The sequence below is a fragment of the Streptomyces sp. CRN 30 genome (genome assembly GCF_034105845.1).
Map to the genome: position 1 here is coordinate 1 of NZ_JAVRHI010000479.1, position 12,507 is coordinate 12,507.

Annotated in this window: 9 protein-coding genes, 1 pseudogene and 1 riboswitch; of the genes and pseudogenes, 3 read left to right on the top strand and 7 right to left on the bottom strand. The window is 74.9% G+C overall.

All coding sequences use genetic code 11. The features are described from left to right. A pseudogene (locus tag UW392_RS54085) lies at positions 1-909 on the bottom strand (ALF repeat-containing protein); the annotation flags it as partial. Between the two features lie 351 nt (positions 910-1,260). Here UW392_RS54085 and UW392_RS54090 point away from each other — a divergent pair. Continuing rightward, complete coding sequence (locus UW392_RS54090; RefSeq protein ID WP_320782838.1) at positions 1,261-1,770, top strand: hypothetical protein; 510 nt, start codon at positions 1,261-1,263, stop codon at positions 1,768-1,770. A gap of 34 nt (positions 1,771-1,804) precedes the next feature. After that, entirely contained in the window at positions 1,805-3,991 is a 2,187-nt protein-coding gene (locus UW392_RS54095) for a trypsin-like serine protease (protein WP_320782839.1), read from the top strand. A 76-nt stretch (positions 3,992-4,067) separates the two neighbouring features. Here the strand turns inward: UW392_RS54095 and nadE are convergent, their stop codons facing one another. The 6 genes from nadE to UW392_RS54125 are packed head-to-tail and all read right to left on the bottom strand — an operon-like array spanning position 4,068 to position 10,747. Beyond that, positions 4,068-4,904, bottom strand: a complete 837-nt coding sequence (nadE, locus tag UW392_RS54100; RefSeq protein WP_320782840.1) for an ammonia-dependent NAD(+) synthetase — start codon at positions 4,902-4,904, stop codon at positions 4,068-4,070. 28 nt (positions 4,905-4,932) lie between these two features. Further along, the gene (locus UW392_RS54105) at positions 4,933-5,787 is read right to left on the bottom strand and encodes an ECF transporter S component (RefSeq protein WP_320782841.1); all 855 of its coding nucleotides are present in this window, start codon (positions 5,785-5,787) and stop codon (positions 4,933-4,935) included. Next, complete coding sequence (locus UW392_RS54110) at positions 5,784-7,724, bottom strand: ABC transporter ATP-binding protein (protein ID WP_320782842.1); 1,941 nt, start codon at positions 7,722-7,724, stop codon at positions 5,784-5,786. The genes UW392_RS54105 and UW392_RS54110 overlap by 4 nt, the downstream gene beginning before the upstream one ends. Beyond that, positions 7,721-8,818: an energy-coupling factor transporter transmembrane component T gene (locus tag UW392_RS54115; protein ID WP_320782843.1), complete on the bottom strand. Its 1,098-nt coding sequence runs from the start codon at positions 8,816-8,818 to the stop codon at positions 7,721-7,723. Before UW392_RS54115 ends, UW392_RS54110 begins: the two co-directional genes overlap by 4 nt. Next, entirely contained in the window at positions 8,808-9,479 is a 672-nt protein-coding gene (locus UW392_RS54120) for an SCO2322 family protein (RefSeq protein ID WP_320782844.1), read from the bottom strand. Before UW392_RS54120 ends, UW392_RS54115 begins: the two co-directional genes overlap by 11 nt. Continuing rightward, the gene (locus tag UW392_RS54125) at positions 9,476-10,747 is read right to left on the bottom strand and encodes a prenyltransferase/squalene oxidase repeat-containing protein (protein ID WP_320782845.1); all 1,272 of its coding nucleotides are present in this window, start codon (positions 10,745-10,747) and stop codon (positions 9,476-9,478) included. The genes UW392_RS54120 and UW392_RS54125 overlap by 4 nt, the downstream gene beginning before the upstream one ends. A gap of 113 nt (positions 10,748-10,860) precedes the next feature. Continuing rightward, positions 10,861-11,003, bottom strand: a riboswitch (cobalamin riboswitch). A 207-nt stretch (positions 11,004-11,210) separates the two neighbouring features. Between UW392_RS54125 and UW392_RS54130 the strand changes: the two genes are divergently transcribed. Then, a partial coding sequence (locus tag UW392_RS54130) for a glycosyltransferase family 4 protein (RefSeq protein WP_320782846.1) occupies positions 11,211-12,507 on the top strand: 1,297 nt, incomplete at its 3' end.

Sequence of the window (12,507 nt, forward strand, 5' to 3'; positions counted from 1 at the left end):
CCGCTGCGCGGCCGTGGCGGCCTGCGCGGCGGCCGACGCCGCGCGCTTCGCGGCGCTCGCCGCCCGCTGCGTGTCCTCCTTGGCGGCCTCGGCCTCGGCGGCGGCCCGCTGGGCGGCCTCCTTCGCCAGCTTCGAGGCCTCGACCGCCTTGGCGGACTCCGCCTCGGCCGCCTTGGTCTCGGCGGCGGCCTGCCGTCCGGCCTCCTCGGCCTGGGCGGCCAGCTCCGCGACGGTGGCGTGTTCCTCGTCCTTGTTCCGGGCCACGAACTGGCCCACGTCGAGGAACTCGCGTATCTCGTCGGCCCCGCCGCTCAGCGCGATCCGGCCGGCGGCGCGGACGTTGGGGCCGCCGACGCTGATGATCTGGGTGAGCTGGACCCGTTCGTCCTGTTCCCGCCAGGTGTACTGGCCCTCCTGGAGGAAGGCGGAGATCTTCTCGGGGCCGCCGTCGAGGGCGGCCCGGCCGGCCTCCTGGACGTTGGGGCCGCCCGCGTCGACGATCTGGGTCAACCGCACCCGGTTGTCCTGGTTCGCCGGGTCCTCCCAGCCCCAGCTCAGGAAGATCTCCAGGTCCTCCTGGGTGCCGGCCAGCGCGGTGCGGGCCGCCGCCACCAGTTCCGAGCCGCCGACGCTGGCGATCTGGGCCGCGCTGACCCGCTCGTCCTGGAGCAGCAGTTCCTCGGCGACCGTCAGGAACTCCTGGACGTCGGCGTCACTGCCGGTCAGCGCCGCCTCGGCCGCCGCCTTGACGCCGGGTCCGCCGGCCTTCCAGTAGTCCAGGACCTCGCCGCGGTCCGTCGCCGTGACCTCGGCCAGCGCGGCGACGGCCGCCGCGCTCGTGCCGTTCGTCGCCCGCGCCTCGGCCGGAGCGGTCCCCATGATTCCGGTGGCCAGCGCCAGCGACAGCACCAGGGGAATTGCTGCACGTATCGACCGTGGCGTTTTCTTTGGTCCGCTTTCGCCGGAATATCTTCGCTTCATGACCTGCCTGTCTCTTGATGGCGCGTCGGTGTGCTGGCGTGTTGACGGTGTGGGTTACACCCACCCTTGTTCAATCGGCGCCGGAACACCATAGTCAAAAGCGGCGACCGCCCTTATGGGACTTTGGGGACGTAGTGGTGATCTTGGGGGTGTTGTGCGGCAAACAGAGCGTTGACGGGGAGTGAACATGTGACTAGGTTGTGAATTCCGTTGGCCTTTTCGGTGACTAGTGGGGGGCGGCTTCCGAAAGAGAAATGCCGCACCTGAAAGGAGGGTGCGGTGAATTCCCGCGCCCGTAGTCTGACCATCGCCGGGTTTATCGGCGTTCTCGCCGCGCTGGTCGGTATTCCGATCGCCGCCGCCGATGATTCCCGGCAGGCGGCCGCCGCGGCGGATGTTCCGCCGGTCGCGGTGGAGCGTTTCGAATATCCCGGAGCGGCGGGAATTCTCGCCTCGGACGGAATCGAGTTGAAGAAGGGCGACGGGCACATCGTGCTGGTCACCTGCGACGGCTCGGCCGACCAGATCCGGGTGTACACGGTCGCCGACAGCACGGCCAACCGCAGGGGCGACTACTGCTTCAAGACCACGGCCGCCTCCGGCTACCTCACGCTGGCACTGCCGCGGGTCTTCGCCCTGGAGACCGGTGAGCACCCGATCAGCGCCGACCTGACCGCGGACGGCGCCACGACCACCGTCGACGTCGCCGAGGGCGGGTTCAAGGCCGTCGGCGAGGGCACCGTGGGCGGCGCCCGCTCCGTGCTCGTCGAGATCCGCGTCACCGGCTGACCCGGCCGTGCCCAGCGTCAAGGAATCGAGAAACGTGACCCTCCCGCGCAAGTCAGTCCGCGCCTCCGCGGGCGCGACGCTGGCGGCCGCCGTCGCCGCCTCCGCCCTCCTCACCACCCCGGCCCACGCCGTCGCCGGCGACGCCCTGCCCGCCGGCTCCTACGCCTTCACCGCCAAGGTCTCCCTCGGCACCGAGGACACCGCCCGCGCGTGCAGCGGTGCCCTCGTCGCCACGGACTGGATCCTCACCGCGGCGAGCTGCTTCGCCGCCGACCCCGAGGCCCCCTCGGTCGCCGCGGGCAAGCCGCCGCTGACCGCCACCGCCACCGTCGCCGGCAAGACCAGCCCCGTGGTGCAGCTCGTGCCCCGGGCCGGCCGCGACCTGGTCCTGGCCCGGCTGTCCCGGCCGGTCACCGCCGCCGCCCCGGTCGCCGTCGCCACCGCCGCCCCCGCCGCCGGCGACTCGCTGGTCGCGACCGGCTGGGGCCGCACCGCCACCGAATGGGTGCCCGGCGCCGCCCACACCACCGCCTTCACCGTGGACTCCGTCGGTGCCGACGACCTCGCCGTCACCGGCGTCGACGGCGCGCTCTGCCAGGGCGACACCGGCGGCCCGCTGCTCCGCGTGACGAACGGCACCGCCGAACTGGTCGGCGTCAACAGCCGCTCCTGGCAGGGCGGTTGCCTCGGCGAGACGGAGACCCGCACCGGCGCGGTCGCCGCCCGCTCGGACGACCTGTCCGCCTGGGTGGCCGCCACCGTCGCCACCGTCCCGGTGACCGACTTCGACTGCGACGGCACCGAGGACGTCGCGATCGCCGACCCCGAGGCCACCGTCGGCGGCATGGCCAAGGCCGGCCTGGTGCGGATCGTGTACGGCGGCGGCAAGGGCACCGCCGAGATCAGCCAGGACCTCGACTGGGTCCCCGGCGCCGCCGAGGCCGGCGACGGCTTCGGTACGGCCCTCGCCACCGTCGACTACGACGAGGACGGCTGCACCGACCTGGTCGTCGGCTCACCCGACGAGGACCTGGCCGGCGAGGCCGACGCCGGCATGGTCGACATCCTGCACGGCGCGAGCGGCGGCCTGGGCACCGGCACCGTCAAGAACACCCACTACGAACAGGGCTCCGGCAACGGCTCCCTGGGCTCCCTCGCCAGTGAGAGCGGCGACCGCATGGGCGCCTCCCTCGCCGCGAGCGTCACCCGGGCGGGAGAGCCGTACTTCGTGATCGGCGTGCCCGGCGAGGAGATCAACGGCTCCGCCAAGGCCGGTGAGGCGATCTACGTCCACGGCTCGACCAACGCCGTCATCCACCAGGACCGGCTCGACGTCCCGGGCGCGGTGGAGGCGGACGACGCCTTCGGCAGCGCGGTCGCGGCCGACGCCAACCACCTCGTCATCACCTCGCCGGGCGAGGCCATCGGCACCCTCGCCGCCGCCGGCGGCCTCACCGTCTTCGACCCGAACACGCTGAACTCCGAGAACCGCCCGACGCCGCTCTTCGGACTCGACCAGGACCTGGACACGGTCGGCGGCGCCAGCGAGGCCGGTGACCGCTTCGGTCACGCCGTGGCCCTCGCGACCTACCGTCCGTCGGGCGCCACCGCCGCCACGGAGTCGATCCTGGCCGTCGGCTCGCCGGGCGAGGACATCGCCGTCAACGACGTGACCCGGGCCGACGCGGGCTACGTGCAGAGCTTCCGGATCACCGCGGCCGGTGTCTTCACCCAGCTGAACGGCTACTCGTCCGGCACCAACGAGGACGACGTCTCCGGCACCTCCGAGGCCGGTGACCGCTTCGGCGAGACCCTGGCCGCCGTCAACACCGCGCCGCACGCGGTGAGCACCGCGGCGACCGTGAAGCTGGCCGTCGGCATCCCCGGCGAGGCCATCGGCACCACCGCCGAGGCCGGTGCGATCACCACGTTCTCGCTGCTGGGCAACCCCGGCGACACCGACAAGTGGATCGAGACGGGCGACGGCGACGGCGTCCCCGGCACCTCGGGCACCGGGCAGCGGCTCGGCAGCAGCCTCCACTACACGGGCACCCGCCTGTACGTCGGCATGCCCGACGGGCCGGTCTCCTACGGCGCCCTGTACGCCCTCCCGCTCTCCAACGTGACGGCGGGCGGCTCGACCGCCGCGGTGACCACCTACCAGCCCGGCACCGGCGGCCTCCCGGCCGCGGGCGCCGCGTTCGGACGCGTGGCCCGCTGAGCACGGGGCGCGGGGCGCCCGGGACCTCCCGGGCGCCCCGCGCCCGTCGTGCGCCGCCGACGGCCGGCGACGGGCGTCAGCGCCACCAGTCGTCGAGCGGCGAGACCGGGACGGTCCGCTTGTGCCGGGTCGCCAGATACGCCGACTCCACCTTCGCCGCCACCTCCTCGGTGACGTCCGCGCCCTCCAGGTAGTCGTCGATCTCCGCGTACTTCAGGCCCAGCGCCTCCTCGTCGGGCAGGGCCGGGCGGTCGTCCTCCAGGTCGGCCGTCGGCACCTTGCGCCAGGTGCTCTCCGGCGCGCCCAGCTCCCGCAGCAGCGCGGCGCCCTGGCGCTTGGTGAGGCCGGTCAGCGGGACGACGTCGGCGCCGCCGTCGCCGTACTTGGTGAAGAAGCCGGTCACCGCCTCGGCCGCGTGGTCGGTACCCACGACCAGCAGGCCCTGCTGCCCGGCGATCGCGTACTGGATCACCATGCGCTCGCGCGCCTTGATGTTGCCGCGCACGAAATCCCGCAGCCGGTCGTCCCCGGTCAGCTCCCGCAGACCGGTGGCCGCCTCCTCCGAGACGGCGTCCGCGCCCGGCTTGACGTTCACCGTCACCGACCGGTCGGGGCCGATGAAGTCGAGGGCGGTACGGGCGTCGTCCTCGTCGGCCTGGACGCCGTAGGGCAGGCGCACCGCCACGAAGGCCGCCTCGTGGCCCTCGGCGCGCAGCTCCGCGGCGGCGAGCTGGCACAGCCGCCCGGCCAGCGTGCTGTCCTGGCCGCCGCTGATGCCCAGCACGAAGCCCTTGGCGGGGGTCGACCTCAGATACTCCTTGAGGAAGCCGACGCGTTGCCGGATCTCCTCCTTCGGGTCGATGGTCGCGCTGACCCCGAGTTCGGTCACGATCTGCTTGCGTAGGCTCTGCATCAGCGCACTGTATCCGCCGTTATGCGCCTCAAACGCGCTCGTCGTGTCCGTCGCGCCCGCGGCTCTGTGCCGTGTCGAAGACGACCGGCGCCTCGAACGCCGCCCGGCGGGTCGCCCGGCGCAGCGCCTTGAGGACCGGCGCGCCGAGTACGAGGGTCAGCACGACCGTGACGACGGCCCGGCCCGTGTCCCAGCCCAGCGAGGTGGCCAGGCAGTACGCGGTGAAGCGGGCCAGGTTCGCCGCGACCCCGGCGTCCGGGTCGGGGGCGATGGACGACCCGTCGGGGTCCATGAACGGCCAGCCCGCGGCGTTCATGAGGGTGCCGTAGGCGAACGCGGCGACGAAGCCGTACCCGGCCAGCACCAGCCGTTCCGCGCCGCCGCGCAGCCGGTCGGGGAACGGCAGCAGCCCGGCGCCCATCGTGAACCAGCCCATCGACAGCATCTGGAACGGCATCCACGGGCCGACCCCGCCGGTCAGCAGCGCCGAGGCGAACATCGTCACCGCGCCCAGCACGAATCCGAACCCCGGGCCGAGCACCCGGCCGCTGAGCACCATCAGGAAGAACATCGGCTCCAGGCCCGCCGTGCCCGCGCCGATGGGACGCAGGGCGGCGCCCGTCGCCGCGAGGACGCCGAGCATCGCGACGGCCTTGGGGCCGAGGCCGGACTCCGCGATGGTCGCCGCGACCACCGCGACGAGCAGCACGAGGACGCCCGCGAAGAGCCACGGCGCGTCCTGGGCGTGGGCGTTGCCCCGTGCCTCGGGCGGCGACAGGAACGGCCAGCCGAGGCTCGCCAGGCCCACGGCGCTGACCAGCACGAGGGCGGCCACGGAGCGCGGCCCGAGCCGGACCGCGCGGACACGTCGCTCACGCGTCATGCGAGGGCCTCCCGCACCTGGGCGACCGTCAGCCACTTCTGCGGTGCCAGCACCTTGGCGACCTGCGGGGCGAAGGACGGGGAGGCCACCGCCACGTCCGTGGTCGGGCCGTCGGCGATCACCTCGCCCTCGGCCAGCAGGACCACCCGGTGGGCGAGTTCGGCGGCGAGTTCCACGTCGTGCGTGGCCAGCACGATGGCGTGGCCCTCGGCGGCCAGCGCCCGCAGCAGGGCGACGAGGCGGGACTTGGCCCCGTAGTCCAGGCCGCGGGTCGGCTCGTCGAGGAGGAGCAGCGGCGGGCGGGCGGTGAGGACCACGGCCAGCGCGAGGGTCAGCCGCTGTCCCTCGGAGAGGTCCCGCGGATGGGTCTCGTCACCGATGCCGGGCAGCAGCCGGGACACCAGCGCGCGGCAGGTGCCGGGCGCGGCGTCCGCGTCCCGGTCGGCGGTCCGGCACTCGGCGGCGACCGTGTCGGCGTAGAGCAGGTCGCGCGGCTCCTGCGGGACCAGGCCGACGCGGCGCACCAGGTCGCGGGGCGCGGTGCGGTGCGGCACGGTGCCTCCGGTCCGCACGGAACCGGCGCTCGGCTCGACCAGTCCGACCAGCGCGCCGAGCAGCGTGGACTTCCCGGCCCCGTTGCGCCCCATCAGCGCGACGGTCTCCCCGGGGGAGACGGCCAGGTCGACTCCCCGCAACGCGACGACCCGCCCGCGCCGCACCCCGAGCCCACGGACCTCGGCGGCGTACGGGCTCGCGGCCAGCACTGCCGCGGACCGCCGCCCACGCCACCACCGGCGAGAACCGGCCGAAGCAGCGGCAGCGGCCACCCCCGCCCCCCTCCCCACCGAAACACCGACCCGCCGCATCACGTCCGGTCTCCGGGTGTCTTCCGGTCCCCGGGTGCCGTCCGGTTCCCGGTCGTCTTCCGGCCCACGGTCAGCCTCCGGTCCCCGGTCGCTCTCCGGTCCCCGGGTGTCTTGCGGCTCACGGTCGCTCTCCGGTCCCCGGCCGACATCCGGCTTCCGGCCGTTCTCCGGCCCCCGGCCGGCATCCGGCCTCCAACCGCTCTCCGGCCCCTGGTCGCTCTCCGACCCCCGGCCGCCCCCCGCCCCCCGGCCGCCCCCCGACAACCGTTCCCTCAGTGGGCCCGCCCGTCTGCGGGCGTCGCGGATTGTCAGGGGGAGCGGGGTCCAGCCCGCCAGGCGGCCCAGTTCGACCACCGGGGGGAAGACCGGGGAGACGGCCATCACCTCGGCGGGGGTGCCGAGGACCGGCGCCGCGCCCGGGGACGGCAGCAGGACGACGCGGTCGGCGTACTGCACGACCCGTTCCAGCCGGTGCTCGGCGAGCAGCACCGTCGTGCCGAGGTCGTGCACGAGCCGTTGCAGCACCGCGAGGACCTCCTCCGCGGCGGCGGGGTCCAGCGCGGACGTCGGTTCGTCGAGCACCAGCACCGCCGGGTGCGCGGTCAGCACCGACCCGATCGCGACCCGCTGCCGCTGCCCGCCGGAGAGCGTGGCGATCGGCCGGTCCCGCAGCGGCGCCAGGCCCAGCAGGTCCAGCGTCTCCTCCACCCGGCGGCGCATCACGTCCGGCTCCAGGCCCAGCGACTCCATGCCGTAGGCCAGTTCGTCCTCGACGGTGTCCGTCACGAAGTGCGAGAGCGGGTCCTGCCCCACCGTGCCGACGACGTCGGCCAGTTCGCGCGGCTTGTGGGTGCGGGTGTCGCGCCCGGCGACCGTGACCCGCCCGCTCAGGGTGCCCCCGGTGAAGTGCGGCACGAGCCCGCCGACCGCACCGAGGACGGTGGACTTCCCGACGCCGGACGGCCCGGCCAGCAGGACCAGTTCGCCCTCGGGCACCTCGAAGTCCACACCGCGGACCGTGGGCGCGTCCGCCCCGTCGTAGGTCACGGAGACGTTCTCGAAACGGATCACGCGGGTTCCTCGGAAGGGGAGTCGGCGGGGGCGGGGGCGGGGGTGACGAAGGCGGGCAGCAGACCGAGCAGGCAGGCCGCCGCCGGCCAGAGGGGGAGGACGGGGGCCGTCAGCGGGACCACCCCGGGGTGCAGCGCGGCCGCGTCCCGGACCGAGGCCAGCGCGAGCAGCCCCGCCACCGCCGCGCCCGACCCGGCGACCAGCCAGGCCCGCGCGTCCCAGCGGTCCGGCCGGTACCGGGTCCGCACCGACCGGCGGCCCCCCAGCCACAGCCCGCCCAGCGCGGCCGCCAGCCCCGCCGCGAGGAGCGGCAGCCCGTACGTGCCGCCTGCCGCGGTCAGCAGCCCGTACGTCCCCGCGCACACCCCGAGCAGCCCGCCCAGGGTCAGCGCGGCGGTGGTGCGGCGCACGGCGGCCGGCACCCGGGCGGTACGGCCGTAGCCGCGGGAGTCCATCGCGGCGGCGAGGGCCACCGACCGCTCCAGCGCCCCCTCCAGCACCGGCAGTCCCACGTGCAGCAGCCCCCGTACGCCCCGGTCGGGCCGTCCGCGCAGCCGGCGGGCGGCGCGCAGCCGGTGGACGTCCGCGATCAGGTTCGGCGCGAAGGTCAGCGCCACGACGACGGCGACCCCCGCCTCGTACAGCGCGCCGGGCAGCGACTTCAGCAGCCGGGAGGGGTTGGCGAGGGCGTTGGCCGCACCCACGCAGATCAGCAGCGCGGCCAGTTTCAGACCGTCGTAGAGCGCGAAGAGCAGTCCCTCGGCGGTGACGCGGCCGCCGAGGCGGATGCCCTGCGCCCAGTCGGGCAGCGGTACCTCGGGCAGGGTGAGAACGACGTGGGTGCCGGGGATCGGCGAGCCGAGGACCACCGCGAAGACGAACCGGGCGACCAGCACGGTCAACGCCAGCTTGACGAAGGCGCCGTAGGAACGGGCCCAGGGGGCGTCCGGGCGGCGGGCCGTCACCACGTACGCGGAGACGGCCACGAGCAGGGCGAGCAGCAGCGGGTTGGTGGTGCGGGTGGCGGCGGTGCCGAGCCCCAGCGCCCACACCCACCAGGCACCGGGGTGCACGGCGGCGCGCTCACGCGCCATTCCGGCGCCGCCTCCCCTGCCACACCGCCGCCGCGCCGAGCCCCGCCACGACGGCGATCCCGGCGACGAGACCGACCGACGGGCCGCCGTCACCGCCGTCACCGCCCTTGTCGTCCGCCGGCTGTCGAGACGTCCGGGCATCGTCCCGCCCGCCGTCCGCGACCGCCTCGCCGCACCCCGTCCGCGGATATCCGTCGATCGCGCAGAGCAGCGCGTTCGTGTCGTACCGCAGCGGTCCGGCGACGGCCGCGAGGGCGTCCGCCGTCGTCGCGTCGTCGGCGACCCGCGCGCAGACGGTGCGCGGCCGGGGCGGTGTCTCACCGGACGGCGCGTCGGCGGCCGTGCCGAAGTCCAGGACGAGCGCGACCCGTTTGTCACCGTCGCGCGCGGGCGTCTTCGCGCAGATCGCCGCGAAGGCGGCGTCGGCGGCGTCCCCGCGGGGCTCCGCCGCGTCCCCGGAGTCCTCGCTCACCGCGAACCGGAACCCCTGCACGTCGCCGTCGTCGGGCCGCGCGGTGGACGGCCCCTCGGTGGCGTACGTCCACCCGTCGCCGGCGCGCTCCCAGAACGACCAGTAGCGGTACCCGGCGGCCTGCGCCTGTCCCGCGCCGGTGACCAGCAGCAGCGCGGCCGACAGCAGGAGCGCGGCCCGGCGGATCACGGCTGCCGCTTCCGGTTGCGTCCGCTGACCAGGAAGCCGATGCCGATGCCGAAGACGAGGCAGACGCCGACGTACCACCAGGTGCCGAACCCGGAATCCTCCGAGTCGGCGCCCTCCGAGTCGGTGCCCTCAGAGTCGGAGTCCTTCGAGCCGGAGTCCTGCTCCGCCGTCGCGTCCGGCTCCGGACCCGTCGCGTTCAGCGCGGCCACCAGGTCCGTGCCGCCGAAGTCCCGCGGATCGGTACCGGTGGCGTGCGCCGCGAAGATGAGCTGCGCGTACGCGGCGGGACCGCTCCGCGACGCCCAGTCCCCGGCGTTCTCCTCCAGCCAGGCCAGCGGCTTGGCGGCCCGCTCGGCGCCGCCCTGCGCGGCGAGCGCCACGACGGCGTCGGCGGTGTTGCCGTAGTCCGGCTGGTCCTCCGCGCCGGCCAGCGCGGAGGTGAGGTGGCCGTCCTTCGCGACGGCGTCCGCGAGCCAGGCGGCGCCGTTGGCGGCGGCCCGCTCCGGACCGGCCGTGCCGGAGCCGTCGGCGCAGGTGGGCGTGGCGGCCTTGCCCGCCTCCGGGGCCAGGCCCTTGCCGAGCGCGCCGAGCACCCCGGCGGCGGTCGCGTCCGCGTTGGCGGTCAGCTTGCCCTTGTCGTCCGGCTGGAAGGCGAAAGCGCCGCCGCCGTCACCGTCACCGTCGGCGTCGCCGCAGGGCAGGGCGAAGGACAGCAGGGCGTCGTAGGGCGCCTTGCCCCCGTTGACGACCTTCGACAGGTGCGTCGTCACCGCGGTGAGCGCGCCGATGACGACGGAGGTGGAGTTGGCGTCGCTGGCGCCGCCGGGGGTGTAGCCCCAGCCGCCGTCCTCGTTCTGTACGGACTTCAGCCAGGCGACGGCGTCCTTCACGGTCTTCTGCTGACCGCCGACGGCGGCGAGCGCCTGGACGGCGGCGGCCGTGCTGTTGGTGTCGACGGGCGTCTCGGCGTCGCACTTCGCGGCGGGGTCGGCCCGGTAGGGCGCGAAGGCGCCGTCGGCGCACTGCTGGCCGGTGAGCCAGTCCACGGCCTTGTCCGCCGGGCGGACGTCGGCGGTGGTCTGCGCGAGCAGCGCGAGCGACTGGCGCCAGACGCCGTCGTACGTCGGGTCGGTGGTGCCGTAGAGGCCCGACGGCAGGGCGGGGGACGACGGGGACGGTGACGGGTCGGCGGCGACCGCGGGCGCGGCGGCGGCGCCCAGGACGGCTGTCGCGGCCAAGGCCACGGCGCAGCGGCGACGGACGTTCATGAGCGGCGGGTGCCTTTCCCTGTGCGGGGCGGGCAGCACGGGACACCCCCGGGCGGCTCGGCCCCGTATGCCTCGACGGTGCCCGTGCCGCGGCGGGCGCCGGGCACGTGAGCCGGTCACGGTCCCGTCCGGGCGATCCGGCTCACCCCCCCCGGGATGCTGGGAGGAAGGGGGGTTTACGGCTGCGGGTCAGCGCCGGAATTGCACCGGCTTCCTCCCGTACGGGTGTGATACGACCCGGCTACCTTACCCGTACGTGTGTCCGGGCGACCCCGGACCGGACGGTCCCCCGGCGCCCCCGCGCCCACCCCGCCCGTCGTGGCGTGAATCACCCGAGCCCCCCGTCACACCACTCCTTACCTGCCGGTAGATTCGGAGTCTCCGAGCGATCAAGTCGGAGACTTGTTCCAGATCGGCGTCCCGACGTAACCTCGCGGGATCGTGCAGGCAGAAGGGGACCGGAGTGACCGCTGAGGCCAGTCGGACGGGACCCCGTCAGGATCGCGCCGCCGACGGCATGCGACCGCTGCGCATCGCACTCCTCACCTACAAGGGCAACCCGTTCTGCGGCGGCCAGGGCGTCTACGTCCGCCACCTCTCCCGCGAACTGGCCCGTCTCGGCCACCGCGTCGAGGTCATCGGCGCCCAGCCCTACCCGGTCCTGGACGAGGGACTGCCCCACCTGACCCTCACCGAGCTGCCCAGCCTCGACCTCTACCGCCAGCCCGACCCCTTCCGCACCCCGGGGCGCGACGAGTACCGCGACTGGGTCGACGCGCTGGAGGTCGCCACCATGTGGACCGGCGGCTTCCCCGAGCCGCTGACGTTCTCGCTGCGCGCCCGCCGCCACCTGCGCGCCCGCCGCGGCGACTTCGACGTCGTCCACGACAACCAGACCCTCGGCTACGGCCTCCTCGGCGACGTCGGCGCCCCGCTCGTCACCACGATCCACCACCCCATCACCGTCGACCGGCAACTGGAGCTGGACGCCGCCGAGACCTGGCAGCGCCGCCGGTCCGTGCGCCGCTGGTACGCCTTCACCCGCATGCAGAAGCGCGTCGCCCGCCGCCTGCCGTCCGTGCTCACCGTCTCCGGCTCCTCCCGGCAGGAGATCGTCGCCCACCTCGGGGTGCGCGAGGACCGCGTCCACGTCGTCCACATCGGCGCCGACACCGACCTGTTCTCGCCCGACGCGTCGGTGGCGAAGGTACCGGGCCGGATCGTCACCACCTCAAGCGCCGACGTCCCGCTCAAGGGCCTGGTCTTCCTCGTCGAGGCGCTCGCCAAGACCCGCACCGAACACCCCGACGCCCACCTCGTCGTCGTCGGCAAGCGCCCCGCCGAGGGACCGGTGGCGCAGGCGATGGAACGTTACGGCCTCGAAGGCGCCGTCGAGTTCGTCAAGGGCATCTCCGACGCCGAACTCGTCGACCTGGTCCGCTCGGCGGAGGTCGCCTGCGTGCCCTCCCTGTACGAGGGGTTCTCGCTGCCCGCCGCCGAGGCCATGGCCACCGGCACGCCGCTGCTCGCCACGACCGGCGGGGCCGTCCCCGAGGTCGCCGGGCCCGACGGCGAGACCTGCCTGGCGGTCCGGCCGGGCGACGCGGGGGCGCTGGCCGCCGGAGTGAAGCGGCTGCTCGGCGACGCGGAACTGCGCGCCCGGCTCGGCGCGGCCGGCCGGGAGCGGGTCCTCGACCGCTTCACCTGGGCCCGCGCCGCCGAGGGCACGGTCGCCCGCTACCGCGAGGCCATCGCCCGCC

What these genes read in the sequence shown, in the direction of transcription:
- UW392_RS54105 (WP_320782841.1), bottom strand. Translation starts at nt 5,787, where the DNA reads ATGACGCGTGAGCGACGTGTCCGCGCGGTCCGGCTCGGGCCGCGCTCC.
- nadE (WP_320782840.1), bottom strand. Translation starts at nt 4,904, where the DNA reads ATGCAGAGCCTACGCAAGCAGATCGTGACCGAACTCGGGGTCAGCGCG.
- UW392_RS54115 (WP_320782843.1), bottom strand. Translation starts at nt 8,818, where the DNA reads ATGGCGCGTGAGCGCGCCGCCGTGCACCCCGGTGCCTGGTGGGTGTGG.
- UW392_RS54125 (WP_320782845.1), bottom strand. Translation starts at nt 10,747, where the DNA reads ATGAACGTCCGTCGCCGCTGCGCCGTGGCCTTGGCCGCGACAGCCGTC.